This window comes from Sphingomonas benefaciens, from assembly GCF_052907485.1.
This window is the reverse complement of record NZ_JBREIC010000010.1, coordinates 23117-47458: the sequence shown is the minus strand read 5'-3', so window position 1 is coordinate 47458 and position 24342 is coordinate 23117. Positions and strand designations below refer to the sequence as shown.

Below are 24342 nucleotides of genomic sequence, written 5' to 3'. Positions count from 1 at the left end.
CGCATTTGCTGCCGGTCTCAAGCAGCAACAGGCGGGATTAACCCCGCCCGTTGCTTCACCTGCGCTCATGCGCGACAACACCAGTCGGTCTCCGGTTGCAGCTGGATGAAAGGCGGGGGTCACGTCAAACAAGATCACAAAGCACACCACCAAGGGCGAGCCGGCGCGAGAGCGCTGGTTTGGCCAAGCTACTACGAATGCAGGCACATGATCGTGTCGTCAGCGCACAGGTCCCGGTGTCATAACCGGTCGGTTCTGACGCAGGGAATCTGCCCCCAGCATCAGGAACGATCGAGGGGAGCGTGATCGTCGAAAATGCTAGCTTCCTGATCAAGGTCCGCCATCCCCTGAAGGGCATCGTGGCGAGCCATATCGGCAGACGCAGCTTGGAGCAGCGCTGCCCAATCATCAGGAGGATTGCCCCTGTCGAGCATCCCCTTGAACACGGCATAAGCGTCGGTTTTAGAGCCGTAGGTTCGCAGCGTGGTGTCGTCGTTCACCCAGGCAAAGATGATGACCTTGGAGCGGCTGTCGAAGCGAAAGAACAGGCGGAAGCGCCCGTTACCGAACTTCGCCCTAAACCAGTGCTTCCGGCTGGAGCCGAGCGTGCTGCCCTGCCGATATTCGGATCGGGTGGGATCGCTGGGAACCGTCTCGAACATCAGGGAGCGCACCGCGGCCAGCACCTTGGCGTTAGCAGTCCGGGACCAGCCTTGCGGGTCTTTTGCCTTCGCCTTTTCGACGGCCGTGGTCAGCTTCTCAAGCTGATCGAGCAGCAACGGGTGTGCATAGATGGTCCAACCACTGACGACAATCATGGGTCAGAGCGCAACCGACCCGTCGATTTCCTCATTCAGATCGACCCGGGCATGCTCGGCTAGTGCAGCCATCCGCTCTGCCAAGCTAGGAGGGAAAGCGACTACATTGTGCGGATTGCGCAGCATATCCTGTTCCAAGAAGCCCAGGAAACCCCCGATTACCGGATCGGCTTCCTCGGCCTCGACACGCCGGACGCTGACGCCGTGCTCATCGACCACAAAGGCGATCTCGCCGCCATAGCTGACCCCCAGCGCCTGGCGCACAGCCTTGGGCACCGTTGTCTGCCCCTTGGCAGTGATCCTGCTGCGCTCTTGAACGATGGTAGCCATCACATCCTCCGTGGAGCGGGAGGTAAGGAATACTCCTTACCTTTTCAACATGAAGTGCGTCTCGGTTTCCGCTTAGCAGGGCAAAAAAAGACCCGCCAAGTGTGCATACCCTTACGGGCAGAGGCCTGGCGGGTTCGATTGCCTCCGGGATAGTAGCCGAAACTCGCCGCAGCAAGGACGTCCTCGCGCCCTTGCCCCACGTTTGGCGAGGACCAGCTTACTACACAGGAGCGTACAGCGATCGACTATCGTCGAGCATGCTGAGCGGGGTGGGTGTGATCCAGTCGGCGCCCAACACGGGATAGGGACCATAGTATAGGTCGCCGAGCGCGCGCCGATAGTGCGCGTTCATCCAGCGTCGGCGCCGATGCTCCGGGCCATCGTGGATCATGTGGCACCGCTGGCACAGTGCCGCCAGCTGATGGAGCGCGCTGTCGCTGGGGTCATGGTTGAGGTGCGCACAGGCCAGCACTACGGGCGTCCAGGCGCCGAGTGCCAGGATGTCCTCTGTCGGCCGTCGCACGCGTCGACCTTGGCCGTTGCGCCAGCAATGCCGCTTGCGGTCCCACCATCGCCCGTCCCGCAGATGGAATACTCTCTGTCCATGAGGCCGCCCGCAATGCTCGCAAGCGCCCCCTGCCCGTACGAAGCGCACATGGTGCGAGAGCTGCGGCCAGTCGATCGGGTATAGGAATACATGCTCGGGGCGGATCGGCATCAGGCCTCCCCCTCCGGCGCGTCGGGCTGCGGAGTGGCCGGCATCACGGAGTCAATGCCGCGGCCGTCAACGCCCGGTAGAGCGTGGCATGGTGACACTTGAGCAGCTTGGCGGCTTCGCGCACCGACGTGCCTTCGCTCACCAACCGCTCGCCTAGCGCGATCTGATCGGGGGTGAGCTTGGGAGGGCGGCCGAACCGGACCCCCCTAGCCTTGGCCGCTACCCGCCCGCTGCTGGTACGCTGGTGGATCAGCTCACGCTCGAACTCGGCGATGCCGGCGAACACGGTAAGCACCATGCGACCGGCTGGCGAAGTCGTATCCGCCCATGGCTCGGCCAGCGAGCGCAGGCCCGCGCCAGCTTCCTTCAGCTTCTCGGCGATGTCGAGCAGGTCGCGGGTGGAGCGCGCCAGTCGGTCGAGCCGGGTCACCACCACCGTGTCATCGTCGCGCAGCTGCTCGATCATCTTGGCCAGCTCGGGCCGGTCACGCTTCGCGCCCGATACCTTCTCCTCGAACGTCCGCTTGCACCCAGCCTCCTTCAACGCGGCGCGTTGTAGCCGGAGATCCTGGTCGTCGGTGGACACACGGGCGTAGCCGATCAACATGTCGCAGAACTGTATCAGAACAGCAAAGTTATGCAATCGACTTTTGCGACACCGGTACACGAGAGAACACGAGCGTCGAGGGCGCTGTCGCGAAAATTAGGATATTTGCGGCACTGCTTAAGCTAACGACACTTAGATTCAGCTCTCTAAGTCGGTAATGACGCTAGGCATCGCAGTGCAAAGGCGGGCGATGCCTATCACCTGTCGGTTCATCGATAAATTCGCGTTCTACGCTTCCGACTCCGCGTCAGTTTTGGAGGGGCGAGTCGAGCGGAAGGTCGTGCCAGGCGTAAAAATGTAAGAGGTTTGACTAGACTTAAAGCCACGGCGCCGCACATCAGGAGCGGTACCTTCTTCCTCGCTTACACCTGAGACGATCTCGCTGATGTCACGCTCCCGGTATGCCTTTTCTGCTTGGCGATTTAGATCGGCGGACGATTGCCAAGCCATGAAGGCAATTACCAAGAAAATGCAGAGCGGTATAATAAAGACCGAAACCATCATCTTTGACCTTCAACGACGACAGGTGGAAGCCGGGGCAACGTGTTGCAGGCTTGCACCGTCTGCTCGATTGCAGTGGCTATACCACCTTTAGGATTTTGACCCAACGCGGGGTTAGGCTTTTCGTCCCCTAAAAGTGCGAATGCGTCTGAGCAGATCGTCTCTCGGTAGTGGAGTAGCGCCTTCTGCTGCTCGACCACGGCTTTCGCCTGCTCCACTTGGGCGCTCATATGGGATGTGGCGGCGCTGGTGATCGAGCCTTGGTAGGTCGTATATCCTACTCCTGCCAAGCTAAGCAGGCTTCCGATGATTGCCGCCCACATCGTTCGCCGGCTCGTCGCAGCAGCCGCAGCTAATTCGTCTGGATCGACTGCCATTGTACCCCCTTATCAGAGCCCCGCTGATCAAAGGCGGTCGTGTAGCACGATATCCGAAGCTGCAGGCCAATTAGTGACATTACCACCTACGGGCATGATAGCGTCGGAAAAGCGCGACACATGAGACACTCGAAACTTAGAATTTTCGTGACACAATTCCTTTCCGTAACGCCGTTACCAAGTGTCAGTCAAAAATTGCAATCTGGAACAGGTCGCGGAGAAATGGTGTCGAGCGCGGGAAAACATCCATCTTACCGTCTGCAATCGCGGCTGATATCTGTTTTGGGGGGGGGTGCTTATCTTAAAGAATTGGCAAGAGAGCGGCGACCGACATGCTTACAACCGATCGCAGCAACGGCGTTCCATCTGCATGTTCAATTCTGACCTCTATCGCAGCGTTCGTCTTGCCTGCGTAAATTTCATCGAGCGCCATAGCAGCAGCGCTTTGGACGGCTGTGGCGAGCGCGTCCTCAGGCTGGTCATATTCGATACCGTCATCGCGCGACCTAAACTCCGAGCTGATGGCGTGAATGTAGAGCTTTGACATAGCGGAGGCCTCATTGGAGGCGCAGACGCTCCGGCCCACAGCCGTCAGCGCCTCTGAAACATCGGCCGACGATGACCTGCTATGCGCAAAGCTTGATCGTAGGACAATGTCTACGGTTAAGGTTTGCCATGTTTATTTCAGGCGCTTGTGCAGGTAGTTGGCATCGAAGCCGGATATATGCGTCAGGGCGGCGGGGTCCTTTATGCGCAATACGCCTCGGCTCAACTCGATCGCACCCGAGCGTCGCAGCTCCTGGAGAATGCGGTTGATGTGGACCGGCGTCATACCAAGAGCATCGGCCAGCACCGCTTGCGGAAGCGGCAACTCCATGGTGGTGCCGTCGCTCAGCCCGATGCGAACCGCCCGCAGGAACAGTTCCAGTATTAAATGGGCGACCCGCTCGACACTGGAGCGACGACCCAGGCTGACGATCCAGGCGCGCAGCGTCCCCTCATCAATAAGCTGTGCGACATACATCGCACACGCAATGCGGGGGTGGGACGTCATCATCTCGTTCATGTCTGCGCGGTTGATCGTCGCGATCGAGGCCTCGGTGACGGTCTGGATGCTATGGTCCATCTCGGCGAGCATGCCGGCATGCAGGTCGCATGCGTCACCAGGCATAAGGAAGGCCATGATCTGGCGGGCGCCGCTCGGGAGAACCTTGTAGCGGAAGGCCCAGCCTTCCAGCACCACCAGTACCGGACCCGGCGGATCACCCTCGCGGATCAAGTCCTTTCGTGCTCTGATGGTTATCGGGTGCGCGGTGACGCGCTCCAACGCACGCACTTCAGGCTCGCCGAGCTCGGCAAGTTCGCACAGCTTTTCGATAAAACGGTTCCCCATCGGGGTAGCCTAGCTATGAGCAAGCACTCTTTATATTGCCATAGAACATTGCATATAATCAATAAGATAATGGTCGTCACATTGATGGCTTTGCCTCATCATGGCGCCTTTCCGGCAATCCGGGTGGCTCTCTCTTGGCACACAGCACATCGACGGGAACGCTCCGGGAAGAGGCGCAAACACTGAGAGACTGTCTGGTACGGCTCGATCAGGAGCAGATCGGCCAACCTGCTGTCTGCTACATCGAACACGCCGCACATCTTCTTGATGAAGAAGCAAGGATGATCGTTGCTCGCAATGCCAACATTTCCTCAAATTCAAATTAGTAAACTAGCTTTGTGGCAATAATATTAATTTGCGATAATACTGGGGGTTATAAAATATAAACGCAGCAAGTGCTATCGACGGTGGTCGCGGTAGAACTATCGGGCAGTGACTAATGTTCTGTTTCGGAGCAGTGTGCTTTCTTACAGGCTTATAGCGGAGATGCTGCCGTGACATTGGAAAGCGACTGGGCCTATTATCAGCGTCGGGCACACCAGCAGCTGTCCATTGCGAGCCGTGCCACCGAACCGGCGATCAAGGCCATTCACCTCAACCTGGCTGCGCGCTACGCGACCCTAAGCGAGCTTGCGGCCCGCGAGGCCTCCGACAAGGGGCCCAATACAACGTCGACTATAGAGATCGCAAATGGCAGCTAAAAGCGCTCACGTTCGCCCGGACGCTTCTACGCCTCGCTCGGCGAGTCAGGTGCCGAGTGACGGTTGTTGCCGGGCGGCGTGGCAGGCCGTGTGCCGTTCGCAAGCCGTGATCGGCATGGATGAGACAAATTTGATCTTCGATCGGTGAGGAATCTTTTGGAGCAACGGCCCTTTCCAATTCCCGGCAATGAGGCCGAACGTCTTGCCGAGTTGGCAGCTTATCAAATTCTCGACACCGCGTCGGAGCGGGTGTTCGATGATGTAGTCAGGCTGGTGCAGAGCCTGTTTGACGTAGCCACCAGCACGGTGTCGCTAATTGATGCCGAACGGCAGTGGTTCAAAGCTCGCGTCGGGCTCGATGCCTGTGAAACCGGCCGGGACGCTGCTTTTTGTGGGCACGCCATTTTAGAGGGCGAGGTCATGGTGGTGCCCGATGCCGCCGCAGACGCGCGCTTTGCCGACAATCCACTGGTCACGGGGCCACCACATATCCGGTTTTACGCCGGAGCACCGTTGACCACCCCGGCTGGTTTTAACATTGGCACCTTGTGCATCTTTGATCCCGCGCCAAGACCCGGTGGGTTTAGCGGGCAGGAGCGCGCCCACCTGTCCATACTTGCCGATATGGTGATGGAGCGCCTGATAGCTCGCCGGCTAAGGCTGGAACGTCAGCAGGAAGCAGAGCAGGTGCGATCGGTAGCCGAACGGCTAAGCGACGCCGCATTGCAGCTTGAACAACAGGCCAAGGAATTATCCGTGCTGGCCGCCGACGGCGAACTGCGCGCCGATGCGGCGGGTCAGGGCGTCGGGCAGCTTGTCCTCATGGGCGGCGAGGTTGAGACGATATTGAACGGAGTTGCCGGCGACATCGAGCATGTCGCCGATGACACTGAAACCATGCGGGTGACTGTCGCGGGTCTCGGATCTCATCTGGAAGGAATCGGTTCAGTTGCCGGTGAGATCTCTGCCATTGCGTCGCAAACCAAGATGCTCGCACTGAATGCGTCGATCGAAGCCGCGAGAGCCGGAGACAGCGGCAAAAGCTTTGCCGTGGTGGCCAACGAGGTTCGCCTGTTGGCAGGAGCGACTGCCGATGCGACGGATCATATTCTGAGTGAACTGCGGGCGATCGAGCAAACGGTCACGCGGGCCGTCGAGCGATGCGATAAACTCGCCGAACGTGTCGTGTCGATGCAAGCGAGCTCTGGCAGGATCAAGGCTACGGCAGGTCTACAAGGCGCGACCCGCGCGCATGTGGGCGAAGAGATCGGCGATGCAGTTTTCACCGTCCGTCAGATCGGTGCCCGTGCCAGGATTGTGGACGAGCACAGCGAGGCTGTACTCGGCGAGGTCGTCGTTTTGCGACGGCATGCCGATAGTCTGATGCAACGCTACCTACAGGCACCAACCCAATAATCTTTGCGTCTCTGGTTCAGCCAAATGTTGCAAAAGTGGTGATATATGTGGCGTCCGAAAGTCAGCACTTCCGCGATAAGGTGGGCAGTCAGCGAACTGACACGGTTGGCGAGCTCTTGGCGAGCTGCGCTGCCCAATACTGCGCGCGGCGCCGGTACCAGACGGTCCATAATCCGAGCGCACCCATGGAGCCGTAGCCAACGAACGGACTGACCATCATGTAGTCGTGGATGCTGAGTGCGAACACAAGCACGCAGGCGAGGGCAGACGAAGCGAGCAGGCCGATACCCCAGACCAGCGTCATGATCGTCATCACGCGCCGGAAATGCGGCTTGTCCCGCTTTGCCTCAAACACGGCGACCTCATCGGGCGACTTGCGGGCAAGCCCTGCACGAGCGAGCTGATAGATCAGCGGCCTGCGAACCGCAGCCGAACCGAGAAACACCAGCCCGATCAGCGCCGACACGAGGTTTTCGCGCAGCTGTAGGAAGCGGGCAGATCCGCCCCCCAGCATGGCGAGTAGCGATAGGGCGATGCCGGCCAGTACCAAGCAAGACAGGGCATCGACGCGGCGCCGGCGGACAAACTCAGCCAGCGACCACAGGAGAGGCGGTAGCGAGGACGCCATCAGCGCAACCACGTCACCCGAATGTGGTGCAACGCGGTCGTAGATCAGGATCGGCAGCCCGAAGTTGATTCCGGCCTCGATGGCGAGGAAGCCGACACGGCTGCCCAGCTGACGGTTCATTGCAGTGCTGTCCTTCATGTCCGTGACGATCGCGTTCACTGTGCCCCTCCCCCATTGATCCAGTTGCCGTGGAAGCCAGGTGGTATGCGGTGAGGCAAGAGCACCGTTGCGACCGGGCTTCCGTCAAAGGTGCCTGCGTCAAGGATCACCAGCTCGGTGGTGTCGCTCGCCTCATCGATGACGAAGCCGATCAGCCATCCCTCATCCTCACCCGCATTCGCGTGCGCCGGCACAAAGACGAACTCGCCCGGATGGCGGCCAGCACCGAAGTCGTGAACCTGCCGAACGCCCTCGACAAGATCATGCTTGTAGAGGCGCCCGGCGCTCTGGAAGCGCCGATCGGCCTGCACAGCCATGGCGTAGGCGTAGAGATAGGTTTGGCCGAACCGGCGCTCGTCGATGCGCGGAAACTCCTGTGGGGCAGCGTCAATGGTTCGGATCGTCGTTGTGCCGGTGGCTGGATCGAGCGTCCAGCGTTCCAGCCCGCGCGAGGTCGCGTCCGGCCCACCGGGCGTGCCGGCGAACATCGTCGGATAGGCACACACGTCGAGCACCACCCGGCCATCGGGCAGGTCATGGGCGTTGGCGACGTGGAAGACGTAAGCCGGATCGACGTCGCACCAGATGATCGCGTGCTGATCGCCGTCCCGCGGCATCAAACCCACGCGGGCACGGTGAGCGGGGTTCCAGGCATAGGGTAGCGGCTGCCCGGCGAGATGTGTCGCCAGCGAGAAGGTCACCGGCAGGTCAAGAATGACGACATAGCGCGCGGTGAGAGCGCAATCGTGGATCATCGGGCCATGCTCGACCGCTACCGCTTCCTCACGGATCACCTTGCCCAAAGAGCCGAGAACGACATGGCGGATCTCGTTGGGGCGCCGCCCTTCGTAGCAGATGCCGTGATACTCACCGGTCAGCGGGTCGCGGTGCGGGTGCGCGGTGAACGATCCGGCGAGCGAACCGCCGAAATCGTCATATCGTTGGACCTCTAGCGTGTCGGACACCTCGACCGGGTAGCTGCCACCCTCGACCAACGCGAAGGTACGGCCGGCGAGATCGACGACGTTGGTGTTCACCGTGTCGGTCAGTCCATGGCGCGGCCCCGGTGCCGGCGCCGTGCCGCGGGCAGCCGCGTTGGCCTGCGACGCAATCCAGCGATTGCGATACCACAGCGCCTTGCCATCGCTGAGCGCCAGGCCATGCACCATGCCGTCGCCGGTGAACCAGTGATAGCTGGCGGGATCGGCATCCACCGGGTTCGGGCCGATCCGCAGGTAGCGGCCACTGAGCGCCGATGGGATCGTACCGCGTACCTCCAGCTGCGTCAGCGTCAGCTCCGTTTCCATGGGACGATGAATACCGGACAGGAAACGAGTGGCCGGACCTGTCTGATTAAGCTCTTCACCATCGATCCGCGCCATAACGCTAGCCATACCCGTCTCCAATGTTTACACCGTGAGCATAGGCGAGAAGGTAACAGTGTCAACATGGAAAAGCGCTACCATCATGGTGACCTGCGCGCGGCCTTGCTGGAGGTCGGATTACGGCTTCTGGCCGAGCGCGACGTCGAGGGCGTGTCGCTACGCGAGATGGCGCGCGAGGTCGGAGTCAGCGCGACTTCGGTTTATCGCCACTTCCCCGACAAGGCGGCGCTGATGCGGGCACTCGCTCGTGAGGGGTTGGATCGGCTCGCCATCGCTCAGCGAGGTGCCGCCAGCGGTAAGGAAGGCGCCGCGTCCTTCGCAGCGACCGGCCGGGCTTATGTGCGGTTCGCGCTTGCCAACCCAGCCCTCTTCCGCCTGATCTTCACCTCGTCTGCGCAGCTACAGGCGACAGGCGAGGTAGAAGCGTTGCGGATGCTGCGGATCAACGCGGCAGAAGCGCTGCCGCGCGGCGTGGCGGTCGACGAAGCCGAGACAAGCGCGTTACGGGCCTGGTCACTCGTTCACGGCCTCGCCATGCTGATGCTCGATGGTCAGCTACCGGCTGACGACCATCTTATTGAGGCCCTCATCAAGGGGTAACGGCAATACCGTTCTGCTTCATTGGACAGCAGTTTGTCGAATAATCGACGACATGCGAGACATCCAAAACTCATTATATTCGCGACACACCAATCTCGACTTCGCCCGATAGCGAGCATTTAAAGGGCCAGCGTGACTGCGGGTCACATGCCGGGTAGATGAGATCGCTAATGGCGATCAGAAGTCGGTCAGCCTGCAGGAGAGTATACGTGCTTTTTCACACCATGGTCGGATCGAACGACATTGAGCGGTCCAAGCGTTTCTACGACACGGTGCTCGGCACCTTGGGTGCAGGAGAAGGGACGCGGAATGTCGCCGACAGCGGCCATACACGGCTGATCTACAACAACGGCAACGGAACCAACTTCATCGTCAGCCAGCCAATTAACGATGAACCGGCAAGTGTCGCCAACGGCAGCACCGTAGCCTTTTCCTGCGATTCGCCCGAGCAGGTGAAGCAGCTTCACGATACCGCCGTTGCCGCTGGCGGAACTTCGATCGAAGCTCCGCCCGGACCGCGCGAAACTGCCTCCATGGGCACCATCGAACTAGCCTACTTTCGTGACCCAGATGGCAACAAACTATGCGGAATTCATTTTCCTGCCTAATCCGTCCGGCACGGGTCCCAGCTATCCCGCTTCTCCGTCGCACCCAGTGAGTTTTGGGAAAGAGCAATCGGGAACACGTTTTGGGAAAGCAGGGGGGGGGCGGCAGTGCTCAATGGCTCACCGCTGCCCTGCCCTGCCCTTCTCGCCTCAGCTTCGTTTGCGGGAAGGCGGAACAGCACGCGCCCCTTCTTTTCCATGGCGTCACGACGGCTCCTTTGTTGAAGCCGCCGTTCGGCCACATGGCTTATTTAGCTTGGCGAACCAGTTCGCCGATCGCCGCGACAACGGCGTCAGGGTCGTCCTTGGGGATGAAGTGCGATGCTTCAGGGATGGTTCGGTGCTGGCCATTTCTCGACAGCTTCGCGACCTGCTCGTGGAGGCCGAACCAAGTGGCGTCGAGCTTGTCTTGATCCGCCTTTGCCAAATCCGGATTGAAGTTGGACTTGCCAGCGGTCATCACGATCAACGGCATTGTGCCGTAGGATCGCTGAGCCGCTTCCACTTCTCGACTTGAGACATCCAGGCTTTGCAGTTCGGAGGCGGCGGTCCGCTGGTAGCCAGCTGTCAGCTGCTGCGCTCGATGTGCTGCATTGATGGCTTCGGGAAGCGACTTGCTTGCGGGGTCGACACAGGGACGGCTTTCGCGAGTATCAGGTTTGATTGTGCCCGCAATGATGCCTTGTGAACATCGCGCGACCGCCCCTGTCAGACCGTCCATGTCGGCTTTGTACGATGTCGATACGGCACCCATCTTTTCGACCTGACCGGGAACGGTTGGGTCGATCAGCAGCATGCCCTTCATCTCGCGCCGGTGGTCGACGGCGAACAGGCGGGCATCGAGGCCGCCCAAAGAATGAGCCACTAGGATGTACGGCCCGTGCTCGCCAGCTGCCTTCAGCAGCAATCCCAAGTCTTTGGCGATCGGGGTGGCGCTACGCGGCAGGACCGCCGCATCGCTGAAACCGTAACCGGCGCGGTCATAGCTGCACACCCGGGTAGTAGCGGCAACTCGGGACTGAATCGTGCGCCACCACATCGTTGTAGTGGTCCATCCCCCTTCTAGGACAACGGTGGGCGTGCCCTTTCCCGTGCAATACAGGTTCATGCGTCGTCCGTCCGGGAGCGTCACGAGCCGTTGGGGCCGGGCATAGATGGCCAAGTCGGCATCAGCTGCCGCCGGGGTGAGTTGGGCCAGGACTGCACCAGCCAAGCCGAAGGCTGACACCGCAGCGAGCGCCGCGAGGTAAATTCTCCTCATTCATTCCCCCTTTTTTGGATGCGCCGACCACCTACCGCAGGAAGGCGGAATTGAAAGCCGAAGAAGGCGGCAGCATCCCGATCAAGGATCGCGTGAGCTGGCCCATCCGTGCCCCGCAAGGGCGGTTAATGGTCGATCGGCTCCCGTTCCTCTCCCTTATTGGCACCTGACAGGAATTCGAGAGCTGCACGGATTCTCAAAAGACCATCCCAAATGGGACGGCCGCGACCGTCCCGCTGACCGTTCGTTTTCGGGAAGGCCGTGAGGGCCGCTTCCACGTCCATAATATCCGCCTGCTTCGCCGAGGATTTCGATCTTGGGTTCTGACACCCGCAAATTCACCGAAACGGAAGCGAATGGACGCGGTGTCAGAACCGGACGGTTATGACACCACCACACTGCGCCTTTCAGCGGGACTGTATTTCAGTGAGACGCTGAGCAGTCATGTAATCAACAACCTCAAAGAAATTTGCGGTCTCGTGTGGCTTCATCGGCGTTCATGCGTTTGAGATCGTAACGACCCGACCTGCAATGCATTCCGGGCGCATCTCCAGCGAAAGAATTCTCATGGCCGACGCGATCTCCCATTCTGCGATCCGCTACACGCCGGCTATCGAAAAGCCGGAGGCCGATGAGGGGGAAACCATCAGGGGCCTGAATGAGCAGTTCCATCTCATTCAGGAGCAGACTGCCAAAGATTATGGTTCGGCCGTGCGCGGTGTCCATGCCAAGGCGCACGCGATCGTGAAGGGCCGGATCGAAGTCCTGCCCGGGTTGGCGGCACCGCTGGCACAAGGGCTTTTCGCCACGTCGGGCTCCTACGATGTGTTGATGCGGTTCTCGACGTTGCCGGGCGATATTCTCGACGACAGCATCAGCGTACCGCGCGGCGTAGCGATCAAACTGTTCGACGTTTCTGGCGACCGCCTGCCGGGTTCCGAGACGGACAGCACGCAGGATTTCGTTCTCGTCAACGGTCCTGCCTTTGCCGCCCCCACACCCAAGGCCTTCCTCGCCAATCTGAAGATGTTGGCCAAGACTACTGATACGGGCGAGGGTCTGAAGAAGGCCCTGTCGGCAACGTTGCAGGTGGTTGACGCCGCACTGGAGACGATCGGGGTCCAGAGCCCTACGGTCCAGACGCTGGGTGGTGCGCCGAACACTCACCCGTTGGGCGAGACCTATTACACGCAGGTGCCGTTTCGCTACGGCGACTATATCGCCAAGCTCTCGCTGGCACCGGTGTCGCCGAACATGACGGCGCTGACGGGTGACAAGGTCGAAACCTCGGGTCGCCCCGATGCACTGCGCGAGGATCTGGGAGAGGTGCTGATCGAGCAGGACAGCGTTTGGGAGCTGCGGGTCCAGCTTTGCACGGACCTGGAAGAGATGCCGATCGAGGATGCTTCGGTCGTCTGGGACGAGAAGAAAAGCCCGTTTGTTCCGATTGCCCGCCTTACCGTTCCTGCGCAGATCAGCTGGGAGCATGGGACCAGCGACGGTCAGGACAAGGCGATTGCGTTCAGCCCATGGCACGGCCTTGCTGCGCATCAGCCGATCGGGGGCATCAATCGGGCGCGCAAGCCGACCTATGAAGCGTCCGCCAAATTTCGCGGCGAATTTAATGGGTGCCCGATGCACGAGCCGCGTTCGCTCGGCGATGTCCCCGCAAAGGCCATGACGATCGATTGAAACGTGCGGGAGAACAGCGCTCCCCCGCCGCCCTCGGCACTTGCCGGCATCTTGTGCCGAGGGCTTCACTCTCCTGTGTTCGCGTGAGGGGGCAATGGCACAAACGTCAGAGCGTTCGTCAGATTGTTTTTCTACACCAAGCGCTACAACGGTCACATCGATGCGATCGATCTCAGCTTCTCCCTCCGACACATCGCTCTCAGCGAAGGCCGCTTTGGTTCTGACGCAATCGGCCGTCAGCGAAGCGCGGCTGCACCTGATCGAGCAGTTGGTCAAAACAGGTCAGGGGGAGCAGGATGCGTTCCGCACTCTGTACGTGCTGACATCGGCCAAGCTGTTTGGCATATGCCTGCGCATTTGCGAGGACTGCACCGCTGCCGAAGACGTGTTGCACGATGTCTACATGATCGTCTGGAAGCGCGCTGGAACGTATGAGCCGTGTCTCGGCAGTCCGATCAGCTGGCTGGCAACCATCGCTCGAAACCGTGCAATCGACTGGCGCCGCAGCCAGAAAAGACAAGCCGTCGTGCCACTCGACGACGCGCCCGACTTGCCTGACCTGACGGTTGACGCCGAAGCGGGAATGCTGCTCGATGAGGCATCGCGGGAGATATTTGCCTGCCTCGCCGCGCTGGAAAGCCGTCAGGGTAACGCGATCCGCAACGCATTCTTCCATGGTTTTACCTATGCGGAGCTTGCCGAACGCCATTGTGTGCCGATTGGCACGATGAAGAGCTGGATACGCCGCGGTCTACGACAGATGCGCCACAATCTCGAAGTAGCGGGTCATTAGGCGACCAGCTTTAATGCAGACGCATAACGCTCCGCTCGCGATGCACAAACCTTAGCGTCCAAACTTAACGGTTGTGACACTGGGCTCGTACAACGATCCTTCTCAGAATACGCAAAACCTCGGTTTCGAGAAACCGTTAGCTTCGCCTCTTCACCATCGCTTTTGAGAGCGTCGGCCGTCGCAATTTCTGTCGGAAAAGCGGGTTAGACATCAGGCCGGTCGATCAGAGCCTTTGTGATTTCGGGTGGCCGCCATACGGCGCATGGCAGCGACCACGTCACCATGATGGATGGGCTTGGAATAGAATTCCGCGCGGACCGGCAGGTCGAGGTCGGCCTTGGCAAAGGTGGCAGCGGTCAGGATGATCTCGATCGGCGGCCATCGATTGCGGATCGCAGCGGCGATCTCGATCCCCTTAACGCCCCGTGGCATGTCGAGATCCATATAGACGATCCGGATGTCCGTGCGGGTTTCGAGAATATCGATCGCCTCATCGACGCTGGTTGCCTCGACGGGAATGAAACCCGCCCGCTCGACCATATCGGCGACCTCGATGCGGAGCACCGGCTGATCCTCGATGATGAGAACAGGCAAAGGCCCGATCGGTTGTGACTGACCCATAACGTGGCTGATCGACTTAACCTTGGATGATCTGGTGAAGCGGCGCGCTCATATCTGCTGTCAGTCCTTCAGTATCATAGTGAAGCTTAACGCCTCCCGACCCGGTAAGACCCATGCGGATGATGCGCGATCCGAAACCACGGTGGGATGGTTCAATCGCCGGTGGACCGCCTCGTTCCGCCCAACGCATGTCGAGGATTTCGACGTCGTCGCTGCGAGATATCGTCCAGCTCAGCGTGACGCGGCCGTCGGGCACGCTTAGCGCACCGTGCTTGGCGGCGTTCGTCGACAGCTCATGCAGCAGCAGCGACAGCGACATGGCGGTCCGCGAGCCGATCCTGACTTCCGGTCCCGAGATGGTGATGCGAGCGGTGTCGAAGGACGCCAGTGCTGCCTCGGCGATCTGTCGGAACCCTGCCGCGGACCAGGATCGTGCCAGCAGTACGTCATGCGCCGATGCCAGCGCCTTCATCCGGTTGCCGAACTCGGTGGCCGCGGCATCGCTGGCGGTGCGCGCCAGCGTCGCATTGGCGATCGCCTGCACCACGCTGAGCGTATTCTTGACCCGGTGCGCCAGCTCGCCGTTGAGCAGCGCCTCCTGCGCCCGTGCCCGGCGCTGTTCGATCGCGACATGGACGCGGTAGGCGACGTCGCGGACGAACTGCACTTCGTCACTGGTCCAGTCACGGGGCGATGCGGTGCTGACATAGAGCATCGCCACGCAGACGCCCTGCTGCATCATGGGAATATTGACGAAGGCGCGCGCGCCGCGCGCCTCCATCGCAGCGGCTTGGTCGCGCGTACGGGCATCGGAGCGACAGTCGCGAACGACAACCGTCTCTCCGGCTTTCAGATCATCGATGAACAAGCCATAGTCGCGAAGGCGTAGCGTTCCGCTGAGGCTGAGGGCAGGTTCCGCTGTCCAATCGCGCTCGACCGTGATCGTTTCGGCAACGGGGTCGATGTCGCCATAACCGACGAGCTCGACACCCAGCGTCTCCCCAAGCACGGCACTCGCCAACGGTCCCAGATCTTCGGTTGGTTCCTCGTCCAGTAAACGGTCACTGAGGCGGATCAGGGCCGCCTGTCGCCGTTCGCGCAGCACACGGTCGGTGACCTCGGTGAAGATGATCGTGAAATGATCGTCGCCGGCGTGCTGCATCACCCCGTCATACCAGCGGCCGAGCGTTCCGACCTGGCGCGTGAAACGGACGGGTTCGCCCGTTTCGACCGCAGTCACAGGTTCGAAAATCCAGGCGTCCTCGATGCCAGGAAAGACCTCCCGGATCGTCCGCCCGACCGCGCAACCCCGCTCGATACCGACAAGGTCGTACCAGGCATTGTTGACCTTATCATATCGCCAGTCGACGACCCGGCCTGCCTCATCGCGGACAAGCTCACCGAGAATAAAGCCCTCGCGCAGCGTCTCGAAGATGGTGCGCCACTTCGCCTCGTTGCGGGCGACAGCGTCCTCGGTTCGGCGACGCTCTGTCGTGTCGGCGATGAGCATCGCGACACGGCCATCTGCGACCGGAAACAGGTGCGCGTCATACCAGCGCCCGAGCGGCTTCGCCTCGCCTTCGAACCGCACCGGCTTACCAGTCCTGGCGACATGTCCATAGGCGTCATGCCAATGCTGTTCGATGCCGGGTGCGATCTCATTGGCCCAGCGTCCAACGGCATCGGTCAGTCCCGTGTGACGCTCGAACGCAGGATTGGCTTCGACGACCCGGTGATCCACCGGTGCGCCGGTCTCATTGTACTTGACCTCGCTGATGCAGAAGCCGGCATCAATGTTCTCGAAGATGGCCCTGTATCGCGCTTCGCTGGCCCGCAGATCGGCTATGGCGGCGTCACGCTGTCGTTCGACCAGCACCCGGCCGGTTGTCTCAAGCGTAACGTTCAGCAGGCCCGCGACACGCCCCTGTTCATCGTGGATCGGCGAATAGGAGAACGACCACCACGTGTCCTCCGCATAGCCGTTGCGGGTCATCAGCAGCGGCAGGTCCTCGAATGTGCATGTCTCGCCCGCAAAGGTACGCTCGACCAGCGGTTCGATCTCGGGCCAGATCTCCGGCCAGACCTCTGCAAAAGGCTTGCCAAGCGCCTGCGGGTGGCGGCTCCCCAGGATCGGCGCATAGGCATCGTTGTAGAGCAGGGTGCGGTCCTTGCCCCATGCGATGCACATCGCGTGGCCGGACCCCAGCATCATGTCGACCGCCGTGCGCAGGCTCTGCGGCCAATGGTCGATGGGCCCAAGCGGTGTCGAGGCCCAGTCGGTGGCTCGGGTAAGGTCTGGCATCAGAGAAGGCGTATCGACGAAGTACGGGCTTTTCGCGTCTGATCCGTGGGTCGTCACGCTGGCCGTTATCCATGCTCGGCATGGCCCAGTGCCATCCTGTTACTTCAGATTAATGGCCATTCCGATCAAAACCAAGGTTTTGGCGTGGCAGATGCAACAGCGTCGTTTGACGACGCTGGCCGAAATGCACCTCGTTATCGCCGGGTCTGCCAGGTAATCGACTTCCGGAACACGCGGGACAGCTGCTCGATCGAATAGGGTTTGTGCAATAGTTCGAAGCCATGGCGGCCGTTCTGCGCCAGCACATGGCTGTAGCCGCTGGTCAAGATCACCGGCAGCCGCGGATAGCGACGGCGCACCTCCTGCGCCAGTTCGAGACCCGACATGCCGGGCATTACCACGTCCGAGAAGACGATGTGGAAACGGCTGCTATCCTTCTCCAGTTCGGCCAGTGCCTCATCGCCGTTGAGCGCCAGGATCGTGTCGTAACCCAGCTCGCGCAGCGCCTGCGTCGCGAACTCGCCGACGCTGCTGTTATCCTCGACGACCAGCACGCATACGCCGTCACCCGTGGCGGCGACGGGTTCGTTCTCCTCCTCCGCCGCTCGACTGCCATCGACCGCGACACGCGGCAGATAAAGGGTGAAGGTGGTGCCGCCGTGCTCGCCGCTTTCGACCCGGATGTCGCCGTCCGACTGCTTGGCAAAACCGATCACCTGGGAAAGACCCAGACCCGTGCCCTTGCCGACGCCCTTGGTGGTGAAAAACGGCTCGAAGATGCGCGCCACGTTCTCGGGCGAAATGCCGCTCCCGGTGTCACTGATCGTCACCGCGACATAGTCGCCGGCAATCGGTGAATGCAGCCGGATCTCCGGGATACCCGACACGGGACCGACGACGATAGTGAGATCTCCCTCGCCGTTCATCGCATCGCGCGCGTTGATGCTCATGTTGACGATGGCGGTGTCGAACTGTCCCTTGTCGGCCAGGACGTAGCAGGGTTCTTCGGGTACGACCGTGTTGATGACGATGCGCGAGCCGGTGAGCGTCCGGACCATCGATACCAGGTCAGCGATACTCTGACCGCAATCGAACGTCTCGGGCTTGAGCGCCTGCCTTCGCGCGAAGGCGAGCAGCTGTCCCGTCAGTTTGGCCGCGCGGTCCGCGGTGTCGCCGATCGCGTCGATGTATTTCGCACGGCGATCGTCGCTGAGGTCGGGGCGGCGAAGGAGATCGACCGAGCCACGGATGACGGTCAGCAGATTGTTGAAGTCGTGCGCGACCCCACCGGTGAGCTGACCAACCGCTTCCATTTTTTGAGCCTGGCGTAAGGAATCTTCCGCCAGCGCCAGTCTGTCCGTCTGGGCGCGCTCACCGGTGATATCGCGGGCGCTGGAGTAAAGCTTTCCCTCGAACGGCACGGCGACCCACGACAGCCAGCGAATTTCACCGTCTTTCGTCCGGTAGCGATTGTCGAACCGCATCACCGGATTGCCGTCGCGCACCTCTTCGAAGGCCGCGGCACTGGCACGCTCGTCGTCCGGCATCAGAAAGTCGGAGAACGGCGATCCTTCCAGCTCCTGTGCGGTCCAACCGAGAGCTATCGTCCAGGCCGGATTGACGCGGTCGAAGCAGCCCGTGCGCAGATCGATCACCGACAGCAGTTCCGACGTGACTGTCCACGTCGTCGCCCGCTCGCGTGCGCGCGCGACGATCTGCGCTTCAAGGTCGCTGTTGAGCGCCCGCAGCTCGGCCTCGCGCGCCGCCAGTTCGCGCTCGTGGACGATCTTCGCGGTGGTTTCGGTCGCGATGTTGAGGAAGCCGGCGATTGCGCCTTGGTCATCGCGCAGCGGACTGTAGGCAAACGTCCACCACGTTTCTTCCGGATGGCCGTGCCGTGTCATGGTGAGGGGCAGGTCTTCATGCCCGACCGGCGTGCCGGCCATCGCCGACGCGACGAGGGGCTCGATGTCAGGCCAGACTTCCGACCAAACCTCGCTCAAGGGCTTCCCCAGAGCAGCGGGGTGCCGCGAACCGAGGAACGGCACATAGGCGTCATTGTAGAAGAGCGTCAGCTCCGGCCCCCAGCCGACGCACATGGCGAACTGCGACGACAGCATCATGTCGAGGATGGTTTCGAGCGAACGCGGCCAATTCGCGCGGGCGCCGAGCGACGTCGCCGACCAGTCACAAGCGTCCGTCAGGCTGCGGAGGTCGCCACGCCTGCCATTATGACTTTGATCGTTCATGCCTACCTTCGGTCCCTACCTGGTCTCAGGACCAAGACGGCCAGTTGCCAAGCAGCCGACATATAAACCACTTTCACTCGCTGAAGGCAGCCCTTCTACAGCGGCTGCGTGGAACGAATGTCGAAGGGCAGGTCGTGCGCTTTCCCGTTTAACCATCCCAATCGGGATGACCGTATGGGACACCCCGTGGCTAGTCAGTCGTTGGCGTAATCCCCTGCCCTGCGCATCAGGCACCCCAATAGCGGTTGTGCCGCCCTGCCATTCTGCATATTATCAAATCAGAACTTTTGAAGGTGTGCACACTTGCATATTATCACGCTTGCAGCGCAAAAAGGGGGTGTCGGTAAAACGACGCTGGCGGTGAATCTGGCGGTTGCCGCGGAAGCGGCCGGGATAAAGACCGCTCTTTTCGACCTCGATCCGCAGGAGAGCGCGACTGCTTGGAGCGAGCGACGGACAGCCGAATTACCCCACGTCGAACCGATCAGCGCGCGCCGCCTCGATCAGGCGATCGACGCCGCAGAGGCCAGCGGCTTTGCGCTTACGATCATCGACACACCGCCCGCAGCGGGCGCGGAAGCCGCAGCAGCGGCGCAGCGTGCTGATCTGGTCGTCATCCCTTGTCGTCCGTCGTTGATTGACCTCGATGCGATCAAACGAACGGCGCAGCTTATCACCAGTACCGGGCGAATGGGCGTAGTCGTGCTAAATGCAGCACCCCCTACCGCAACCACATTGCTGGACGATGCCAGAACGCTTGCCGAGGCGACCGGCTTACGGGTGTCGCGTGCCGTATTGCGGGAGCGCAGCGCATACCGAGCGGCATGGCCTTACGGCTTGGGCGTCATCGAGCATGAGCCGAAAGGTAAAGCTGCCTTGGAGATTGCAGCCTTGCAGAAACACATATTTGCTGATGTGATGAATTGCACACCTGCAAATGTGAAGGCTTGATTATGGCGAAACGGACTTCCTTGTTGGGGCCGGCAGTAGCGTCCCCCTCCCCTCGCGACCCAGAGCCGGACCATCAGCCGGCTTCGCCGACCTCACCGTCGAGTGCAGCACGGTCTAGTGGCAAGCGACCGGGAAAGTATCACCTTGGCGCATATTTCGATCCGGCCGATCCTACGGCGGAGGCGTTTCGCGTCTTGGCAGCGCGGACACGGCGGAGTCACCAAGACCTACTTGCCGAGGCTATCAGCGAGCTGGTCGCCAAGTATGATGCCGACAAGCAATTCGGCCGTGCGTGATAATGTGCACATCTGCAAATATGCAGGACGGCAGGATTGAAGCGTCATGACCAAGCGCCAGAATCCCAATCCCGAGTTTGATCTATTCATCCCGTTGATGGGCGACCTCCCGCTGAAGGATCAGCGGGAGACGATGGAGAGGCCGTTTTTCTCACTCCAGAAGCGCAAGCGGGTGAAGCCGATCGAGTATAGTAGCCCGGACGGCGAGACGTGGGTGAAGATCGAGGCGATCCCTGCCTACGGCATGGCGACGATCTGGGACGCCGATATCCTGATATGGGCGGCGTCCACGCTCAATCGAATGCGGGAGCAGGGGGTTAACGACCTTCCCCGGACGCTCAAAACGACGTCCTACGACCTATTGCGGGCGATCAAGCGCGACACCAGCGGCCGAGCCTATCAGGAGTTGCAGGCCGCACTCCAGCGGCTTCAGACGACTTCCATATCAACCTCGATCCGCGCGCCCAAGCGGCGGACCAAGGCAGGTTTCAACTGGCTCGATAAATGGACGCTGGAGGTGGACCCGGACACCGACCAACCGCGTGGGATGACCATCACGCTGTCGGATTGGGTATATGAGGGAATTATGGGGGAGCGGTCGCTGCTCACCATGCACCAAGATTATTTCCTGCTGACCGGCGGGCTGGAACGCGCCCTGTATCGTATCGCGCGCAAGCACGCCGGCAACCAGAAGGGCGGGTGGACGTGTCGCGTGGAGGTGCTGCGCGACAAGACCGGCAGCGACAGCAAACCCAAAGAGTTCAACCGGATGCTCCGTAAGGTGGTGGAGGCTGACCAGCTCCCTGATTATGCGATGCAGATGACCGCAACAGCCGATGGTAGTCCTGCCGTGCTGTTCCGGCTTCGGGGAGAAGCGGAGGCATTGGCGCTGACAGCCAGGTTGGAGGCTGAGCAGGAACGGCGGAACAGGTTCGATGCCGATCGCCGCCGCGCCGCCGAGGTGGACGACCTGATGGACAAGCTTACCGGCGAACGCTGACTATCGTGGTATCACACACCGCAAGGCTTGTCCGTATCAGAGGCGGAGGTGGGCAGCAGGCGTTGAGAGCGCGGATCAAGCAATAATCAATCCGCAGAACGGCAAGCGATCATCGTGGGATCACACACCGAGCAGTCGTGGGATCACACACCGCGCTATCGTGGGATCACACACCGAATCACGTGGGATCACACACCAGCCACCTTCCCAACTCATTGGGAAAAGGTGGCTTTTTGCTTTCTTTTCGGCACTTAACCTTCTTAACAATTCCTATTTAACAGAATCACTTAACCCCACCGCGCTGGAAAAGACCGAAGAAAGGGGCACTGCGGAATTGCCCCTTCGGGCCAATACACCTTCGCTGCGTGCTGGCTCTCGCCGTCACAAGGGCGGCCTACGGCCGCAGGCTTCCGAGAGAAGCCAAGCCGATCCGGCGGTGTGTATCTGTCAGCGTCGAGCGGGTTGAGAGGGCAGGAGAGAGAGTGGTCCCGCCGGTGTGCGATCACGCCGGATCGTAGAGACCAGCGAACTCGCGTTCGGCATAGTAACGGATCTTGCCGACGACCAGCGGGTGCTGGCCTTGCCGCAGCAGCAAGATGTCATCGGCATTCATCCGCATGATTTCATCGGGCGTCGCCAACCGGCGCGCGGCGACATGGCCGCTGCAGCTTTCCGATCGGGTGCCGTCGCTGAATATGCTCGCCAGACCGGACGTGCCGAAGGTCTGATATTCGATGGTGGTGTCGCCGATCGTGCGCGAGAGCATGTCGGCGGTGGCAAGATCGTTGACCCCGAAGGTCTGGATCACGTCGGCGTTGGATATGAACGTGCCGGCGCGCTCGCCATAGGTGGCTTTCAGCTGGTGCATGTCCTGAAGGATCGGCCAGAGCTGCATTCCGTAGCCCGCCATCAGCCCCATCGCACGTTCCACCGGGTCGAGGCGGCCGAGCGCGGCGAACTCATCGAGCAGGAACAGGACCGGGCGTTCCGGCCGGGCAGGGGAACGTGCCATATCGGTGACGGCTTGGGCGACCAACAGCCGGAGCCAGCGGGCATAGGTATCGAGTCGATCGGGCGGCAGGCACAGGAACACCGTGCCAGGCCGTTCCTTGAGGTCCGCGAACCGGAAGTCGGATGCCGACGTGCTTTCCACGATACGCGGGCTGTCGAGGAAATGGGTGTGGCGCTGAGCGGACGACAGCACGCCAGCCGCCTCGCGATCGGACTTGCCGAGCTGGCGATTGGCGGCGCGCGCGATCAGGCCATGTGCCCCGGCGCTGGCCTGCATGTCGGCGAGCAGCGCGGTGAAGCCGGCAGGATCGCGGGTGAGCTTGTCGCGGACGGTGGCGAGCGTGGCGAGGGCAGGGGGCTCATGGACGACGGTGTGCAGGATGATGCCGGCGATCAGCGCCTTGGCTTCCTCGTTCCAGTGCGCCTCGCCCGATTGCCCCGGTGCGTCGTGGACCAGCGCGTCGGCGATCGTCTGTGCGTCCTCCGCGAGGTCCGGGCTGGCGGCATCGAGCCACGCCAAGGGGTTGTAGCGGGCCGCTGGACGCCCGGAGACGCCGAATGGGTCCAGGCACCACACATCTCCCTTCCTGGCCCGCGTACGGGCCGTGACGCGGGCATTCTCGCCCTTGGGGTCGATGCAGATCACCGAGCGGTCGAGCAGCAGCAGGTTGGGGGATGATCGTGCCGACGCCCTTGCCCGAGCGGGTGGGTGCCATCGTCAGCAGATGCGCCGAGCCGTCGTAGCGCAGCAGCCTGTTGTTCCGGCCCGATCGGCCGATGGCGAGATCGCCCGAGCCTTCCAGTTTCGCCAGGTCGCGCCGATCGCCGAAGCGGGCCGAGCCCAGCAACGTGCTGTTCCGGCCACCGCCGCGGCGGTTGAACTTCCAGATTGCGAACAGGACCAGGCCTGTCAGCAGGAACGGCACGTCGGTCGCGATCTCACCGACGCCGAAGATCCCTTGATCCAGCTATTGCTCGCCATCAGGACGATGAAGCCGATCAGCAGCGCCCATAGCGGCCCGATCCGCGCCGGCATCAGCAGCTCGCGCCGGCGGGCGTGATTGCCAGCGCGGGATCGGCATCGGGATGGCCGAGCAGCCTGAGAAGGATTTGCGTGGCGAGGGTAGGGGGCACGCGTTCGTCGCGCATCATGTCGAACAGCGCGTCATCCTCGGGCGTCAGGGCCATGCCTTCGATCGCAAGGTTGGCGCGGGCGTCCTCGTCGTCCTCGCGCCACATCCTGTCCTCGGCCGGGCTGCCGCGGACATAGTCGAGCGCGCGGACCTCGCGCCGCAGCGTGTCGAGATCGATCGTCATCATTCGCCCGTCTCCCGTTTCCCTTCTTCCGCGTCGAATGCCCGCCGGCCGCGCCGCTTCCAGAGCGCCAGCGCGTCGCCGGCATCGCCCTCCCGCGCACGCCCGACCAACTCCAGCAGCGCACCGTAGATCGTCGCGCGATCGTCGTCGGCGAGATCGGCCAGTCCGGCCTTTTGGACGAGGCCGCCCAGCTCGATCAGGTGACGGGCTCGCTCGCGACGTTGCACGACCCAGCCCCGGCTATCCGTTCGTAGCTGGGTCGCTTCCGCGCGCAGCGTCGCCGCCCGGTTGAGCGCCAGCATCCGCGCCGTCGATCGTAGGAGTGCCGCGACCTTTGCGCCCGCGCCGCTGAAAGAAGGCAGCCCCCTTCGCCCGCCACGCCTCCTTCGCTCCGGCATCCTTGGACGCGACCGCATCGAGCAGAACGCCGGCCAGCGTCTCCGCGTCGAGCGCATCGGCCCCGGTCGCGGTGACAAGCGCGCCGAGCTGTTCGACCCGCTTCGCCTTGAGTTGGCGCGCTTTATCGCCGAGCGCCTTCAGCTCCGCGTCATAATCCCGCACCTTTCGCATCGGCGAGCCTCCTAACGGCAGTATCCTAGCGCACGGGCAGG

Annotated in this window: 28 protein-coding genes; 10 read left to right on the top strand and 18 right to left on the bottom strand. The window is 61.5% G+C overall.

The window, feature by feature from the left end; all coding sequences use genetic code 11:
- Positions 1 to 281: 281 nt before the first annotated feature.
- From ACU5AX_RS20340 to ACU5AX_RS20305, 8 genes are all read right to left on the bottom strand, one after another.
- The gene (locus ACU5AX_RS20340; RefSeq protein WP_446692339.1) at positions 282 to 818 is read right to left on the bottom strand and encodes a type II toxin-antitoxin system YhaV family toxin; all 537 of its coding nucleotides are present in this window, start codon (positions 816 to 818) and stop codon (positions 282 to 284) included.
- A 3-nt stretch (positions 819 to 821) separates the two neighbouring features.
- Positions 822 to 1148, bottom strand: coding sequence for a type II toxin-antitoxin system PrlF family antitoxin (locus tag ACU5AX_RS20335; protein WP_446692338.1), 327 nt, complete (start codon positions 1146 to 1148; stop codon positions 822 to 824).
- Between the two features lie 220 nt (positions 1149 to 1368).
- On the bottom strand, positions 1369 to 1671 hold the full coding sequence (locus ACU5AX_RS20330; protein ID WP_446692337.1) for a hypothetical protein: 303 nt from the start codon (positions 1669 to 1671) through the stop codon (positions 1369 to 1371).
- Positions 1672 to 1909: 238 nt separating this feature from the next.
- Positions 1910 to 2473 (bottom strand): recombinase family protein, encoded by a 564-nt coding sequence (locus tag ACU5AX_RS20325; RefSeq protein ID WP_446692336.1) that lies wholly within the window; start codon positions 2471 to 2473, stop codon positions 1910 to 1912.
- 228 nt (positions 2474 to 2701) lie between these two features.
- Positions 2702 to 2977, bottom strand: a complete 276-nt coding sequence (locus ACU5AX_RS20320; RefSeq protein WP_446692335.1) for a hypothetical protein — start codon at positions 2975 to 2977, stop codon at positions 2702 to 2704.
- Positions 2974 to 3351, bottom strand: a complete 378-nt coding sequence (locus tag ACU5AX_RS20315) for a hypothetical protein (RefSeq protein WP_446692334.1) — start codon at positions 3349 to 3351, stop codon at positions 2974 to 2976. The genes ACU5AX_RS20320 and ACU5AX_RS20315 overlap by 4 nt, the downstream gene beginning before the upstream one ends.
- 301 nt (positions 3352 to 3652) lie before the next feature.
- Positions 3653 to 3898, bottom strand: a complete 246-nt coding sequence (locus ACU5AX_RS20310) for a DUF6894 family protein (protein ID WP_446692333.1) — start codon at positions 3896 to 3898, stop codon at positions 3653 to 3655.
- Positions 3899 to 4030: 132 nt separating this feature from the next.
- Positions 4031 to 4744: a Crp/Fnr family transcriptional regulator gene (locus ACU5AX_RS20305; protein WP_446692332.1), complete on the bottom strand. Its 714-nt coding sequence runs from the start codon at positions 4742 to 4744 to the stop codon at positions 4031 to 4033.
- Positions 4745 to 5238: 494 nt separating this feature from the next.
- On the opposite strand from ACU5AX_RS20305, the gene ACU5AX_RS20300 reads away from it, so the two are divergent.
- Positions 5239 to 5445, top strand: coding sequence for a hypothetical protein (locus tag ACU5AX_RS20300; RefSeq protein ID WP_446692331.1), 207 nt, complete (start codon positions 5239 to 5241; stop codon positions 5443 to 5445).
- 144 nt (positions 5446 to 5589) lie between these two features.
- On the top strand, positions 5590 to 6861 hold the full coding sequence (locus tag ACU5AX_RS20295) for a methyl-accepting chemotaxis protein (RefSeq protein ID WP_446692330.1): 1272 nt from the start codon (positions 5590 to 5592) through the stop codon (positions 6859 to 6861).
- Positions 6862 to 6949: 88 nt separating this feature from the next.
- On the opposite strand, the gene ACU5AX_RS20290 is transcribed toward ACU5AX_RS20295, so the two are convergent.
- Positions 6950 to 7648 carry a VC0807 family protein gene (locus ACU5AX_RS20290; protein WP_446692329.1) on the bottom strand — a complete coding sequence of 233 codons (699 nt, stop codon included), beginning with the start codon at positions 7646 to 7648 and terminating at the stop codon, positions 6950 to 6952.
- Positions 7645 to 9030, bottom strand: a complete 1386-nt coding sequence (locus ACU5AX_RS20285; RefSeq protein WP_446692328.1) for an 8'-apo-carotenoid 13,14-cleaving dioxygenase — start codon at positions 9028 to 9030, stop codon at positions 7645 to 7647. The genes ACU5AX_RS20290 and ACU5AX_RS20285 overlap by 4 nt, the downstream gene beginning before the upstream one ends.
- A gap of 66 nt (positions 9031 to 9096) precedes the next feature.
- Between ACU5AX_RS20285 and ACU5AX_RS20280 the strand changes: the two genes are divergently transcribed.
- Together ACU5AX_RS20280 and ACU5AX_RS20275 are read left to right on the top strand one after the other, a co-directional pair.
- Positions 9097 to 9633 carry a TetR/AcrR family transcriptional regulator gene (locus ACU5AX_RS20280; protein ID WP_446692327.1) on the top strand — a complete coding sequence of 179 codons (537 nt, stop codon included), beginning with the start codon at positions 9097 to 9099 and terminating at the stop codon, positions 9631 to 9633.
- Positions 9634 to 9842: 209 nt separating this feature from the next.
- The gene (locus ACU5AX_RS20275; protein ID WP_446692326.1) at positions 9843 to 10241 is read left to right on the top strand and encodes a VOC family protein; all 399 of its coding nucleotides are present in this window, start codon (positions 9843 to 9845) and stop codon (positions 10239 to 10241) included.
- 244 nt (positions 10242 to 10485) lie between these two features.
- Here ACU5AX_RS20275 and ACU5AX_RS20270 read toward each other — a convergent pair whose 3' ends face one another.
- Positions 10486 to 11499, bottom strand: a complete 1014-nt coding sequence (locus tag ACU5AX_RS20270; RefSeq protein WP_446692325.1) for an alpha/beta fold hydrolase — start codon at positions 11497 to 11499, stop codon at positions 10486 to 10488.
- A gap of 567 nt (positions 11500 to 12066) precedes the next feature.
- Between ACU5AX_RS20270 and ACU5AX_RS20265 the strand changes: the two genes are divergently transcribed.
- Positions 12067 to 13191, top strand: coding sequence for a catalase family protein (locus ACU5AX_RS20265; RefSeq protein ID WP_446692324.1), 1125 nt, complete (start codon positions 12067 to 12069; stop codon positions 13189 to 13191).
- A 160-nt stretch (positions 13192 to 13351) separates the two neighbouring features.
- Positions 13352 to 13984 (top strand): sigma-70 family RNA polymerase sigma factor, encoded by a 633-nt coding sequence (locus ACU5AX_RS20260; protein WP_446692323.1) that lies wholly within the window; start codon positions 13352 to 13354, stop codon positions 13982 to 13984.
- A 210-nt stretch (positions 13985 to 14194) separates the two neighbouring features.
- On the opposite strand, the gene ACU5AX_RS20255 is transcribed toward ACU5AX_RS20260, so the two are convergent.
- From ACU5AX_RS20255 to ACU5AX_RS20245, 3 genes are all read right to left on the bottom strand, one after another.
- Positions 14195 to 14605 carry a response regulator gene (locus ACU5AX_RS20255; RefSeq protein ID WP_446692322.1) on the bottom strand — a complete coding sequence of 137 codons (411 nt, stop codon included), beginning with the start codon at positions 14603 to 14605 and terminating at the stop codon, positions 14195 to 14197.
- Positions 14606 to 14621: 16 nt separating this feature from the next.
- Positions 14622 to 16907 (bottom strand): PAS domain-containing protein, encoded by a 2286-nt coding sequence (locus ACU5AX_RS20250; RefSeq protein WP_446692321.1) that lies wholly within the window; start codon positions 16905 to 16907, stop codon positions 14622 to 14624.
- A 194-nt stretch (positions 16908 to 17101) separates the two neighbouring features.
- Positions 17102 to 19156, bottom strand: a complete 2055-nt coding sequence (locus ACU5AX_RS20245) for a hybrid sensor histidine kinase/response regulator (protein WP_446692320.1) — start codon at positions 19154 to 19156, stop codon at positions 17102 to 17104.
- 303 nt (positions 19157 to 19459) lie between these two features.
- On the opposite strand from ACU5AX_RS20245, the gene ACU5AX_RS20240 reads away from it, so the two are divergent.
- The 3 genes from ACU5AX_RS20240 to ACU5AX_RS20230 are packed head-to-tail and all read left to right on the top strand — an operon-like array spanning position 19460 to position 21403.
- A complete protein-coding gene (locus ACU5AX_RS20240) occupies positions 19460 to 20107 on the top strand; it encodes a nucleotide-binding protein (RefSeq protein WP_446692319.1) in 648 nt (215 codons plus the stop codon).
- 2 nt (positions 20108 to 20109) lie between these two features.
- On the top strand, positions 20110 to 20403 hold the full coding sequence (locus tag ACU5AX_RS20235) for a ribbon-helix-helix domain-containing protein (protein ID WP_354296885.1): 294 nt from the start codon (positions 20110 to 20112) through the stop codon (positions 20401 to 20403).
- A 46-nt stretch (positions 20404 to 20449) separates the two neighbouring features.
- Positions 20450 to 21403, top strand: coding sequence for a replication initiator protein A (locus ACU5AX_RS20230; protein WP_446692318.1), 954 nt, complete (start codon positions 20450 to 20452; stop codon positions 21401 to 21403).
- 502 nt (positions 21404 to 21905) lie between these two features.
- On the opposite strand, the gene ACU5AX_RS20225 is transcribed toward ACU5AX_RS20230, so the two are convergent.
- The gene (locus tag ACU5AX_RS20225) at positions 21906 to 23060 is read right to left on the bottom strand and encodes a type IV secretory system conjugative DNA transfer family protein (protein WP_446692317.1); all 1155 of its coding nucleotides are present in this window, start codon (positions 23058 to 23060) and stop codon (positions 21906 to 21908) included.
- Between ACU5AX_RS20225 and ACU5AX_RS20220 the strand changes: the two genes are divergently transcribed.
- On the top strand, positions 23050 to 23475 hold the full coding sequence (locus ACU5AX_RS20220) for a hypothetical protein (protein WP_446692316.1): 426 nt from the start codon (positions 23050 to 23052) through the stop codon (positions 23473 to 23475). The genes ACU5AX_RS20225 and ACU5AX_RS20220 overlap by 11 nt on opposite strands.
- Here the strand turns inward: ACU5AX_RS20220 and ACU5AX_RS20215 are convergent.
- From ACU5AX_RS20215 to ACU5AX_RS20205, 3 genes are read right to left on the bottom strand one after another with little or no spacing between them, the layout of a single operon-like run.
- Positions 23450 to 23731, bottom strand: coding sequence for a hypothetical protein (locus ACU5AX_RS20215; RefSeq protein ID WP_446692341.1), 282 nt, complete (start codon positions 23729 to 23731; stop codon positions 23450 to 23452). The two genes, ACU5AX_RS20220 and ACU5AX_RS20215, sit on opposite strands and share 26 nt — an antisense overlap.
- Positions 23731 to 23958, bottom strand: a complete 228-nt coding sequence (locus ACU5AX_RS20210; RefSeq protein ID WP_446692315.1) for a conjugal transfer protein TraD — start codon at positions 23956 to 23958, stop codon at positions 23731 to 23733. The genes ACU5AX_RS20215 and ACU5AX_RS20210 overlap by 1 nt, the downstream gene beginning before the upstream one ends.
- 13 nt (positions 23959 to 23971) lie before the next feature.
- Positions 23972 to 24301, bottom strand: a complete 330-nt coding sequence (locus ACU5AX_RS20205) for a conjugal transfer protein TraD (protein ID WP_446692314.1) — start codon at positions 24299 to 24301, stop codon at positions 23972 to 23974.
- Positions 24302 to 24342: the final 41 nt, after the last annotated feature.

Coding starts and splice junctions, on each gene's coding strand:
- ACU5AX_RS20305 (WP_446692332.1), bottom strand. CDS start 4,744: ATGGGGAACCGTTTTATCGAAAAGCTGTGCGAACTTGCCGAGCTCGGC.
- ACU5AX_RS20250 (WP_446692321.1), bottom strand. CDS start 16,907: ATGCCAGACCTTACCCGAGCCACCGACTGGGCCTCGACACCGCTTGGG.
- ACU5AX_RS20265 (WP_446692324.1), top strand. CDS start 12,067: ATGGCCGACGCGATCTCCCATTCTGCGATCCGCTACACGCCGGCTATC.
- ACU5AX_RS20340 (WP_446692339.1), bottom strand. CDS start 818: ATGATTGTCGTCAGTGGTTGGACCATCTATGCACACCCGTTGCTGCTC.
- ACU5AX_RS20230 (WP_446692318.1), top strand. CDS start 20,450: ATGACCAAGCGCCAGAATCCCAATCCCGAGTTTGATCTATTCATCCCG.
- ACU5AX_RS20245 (WP_446692320.1), bottom strand. CDS start 19,156: ATGAACGATCAAAGTCATAATGGCAGGCGTGGCGACCTCCGCAGCCTG.
- ACU5AX_RS20255 (WP_446692322.1), bottom strand. CDS start 14,605: ATGGGTCAGTCACAACCGATCGGGCCTTTGCCTGTTCTCATCATCGAG.
- ACU5AX_RS20325 (WP_446692336.1), bottom strand. CDS start 2,473: ATGTTGATCGGCTACGCCCGTGTGTCCACCGACGACCAGGATCTCCGG.
- ACU5AX_RS20215 (WP_446692341.1), bottom strand. CDS start 23,731: ATGACGATCGATCTCGACACGCTGCGGCGCGAGGTCCGCGCGCTCGAC.
- ACU5AX_RS20335 (WP_446692338.1), bottom strand. CDS start 1,148: ATGGCTACCATCGTTCAAGAGCGCAGCAGGATCACTGCCAAGGGGCAG.
- ACU5AX_RS20285 (WP_446692328.1), bottom strand. CDS start 9,030: ATGGCGCGGATCGATGGTGAAGAGCTTAATCAGACAGGTCCGGCCACT.
- ACU5AX_RS20320 (WP_446692335.1), bottom strand. CDS start 2,977: ATGATGGTTTCGGTCTTTATTATACCGCTCTGCATTTTCTTGGTAATT.
- ACU5AX_RS20260 (WP_446692323.1), top strand. CDS start 13,352: ATGCGATCGATCTCAGCTTCTCCCTCCGACACATCGCTCTCAGCGAAG.
- ACU5AX_RS20310 (WP_446692333.1), bottom strand. CDS start 3,898: ATGTCAAAGCTCTACATTCACGCCATCAGCTCGGAGTTTAGGTCGCGC.
- ACU5AX_RS20235 (WP_354296885.1), top strand. CDS start 20,110: ATGGCGAAACGGACTTCCTTGTTGGGGCCGGCAGTAGCGTCCCCCTCC.
- ACU5AX_RS20220 (WP_446692316.1), top strand. CDS start 23,050: ATGCAGATCACCGAGCGGTCGAGCAGCAGCAGGTTGGGGGATGATCGT.
- ACU5AX_RS20270 (WP_446692325.1), bottom strand. CDS start 11,499: ATGAGGAGAATTTACCTCGCGGCGCTCGCTGCGGTGTCAGCCTTCGGC.
- ACU5AX_RS20280 (WP_446692327.1), top strand. CDS start 9,097: ATGGAAAAGCGCTACCATCATGGTGACCTGCGCGCGGCCTTGCTGGAG.
- ACU5AX_RS20315 (WP_446692334.1), bottom strand. CDS start 3,351: ATGGCAGTCGATCCAGACGAATTAGCTGCGGCTGCTGCGACGAGCCGG.
- ACU5AX_RS20205 (WP_446692314.1), bottom strand. CDS start 24,301: ATGCGAAAGGTGCGGGATTATGACGCGGAGCTGAAGGCGCTCGGCGAT.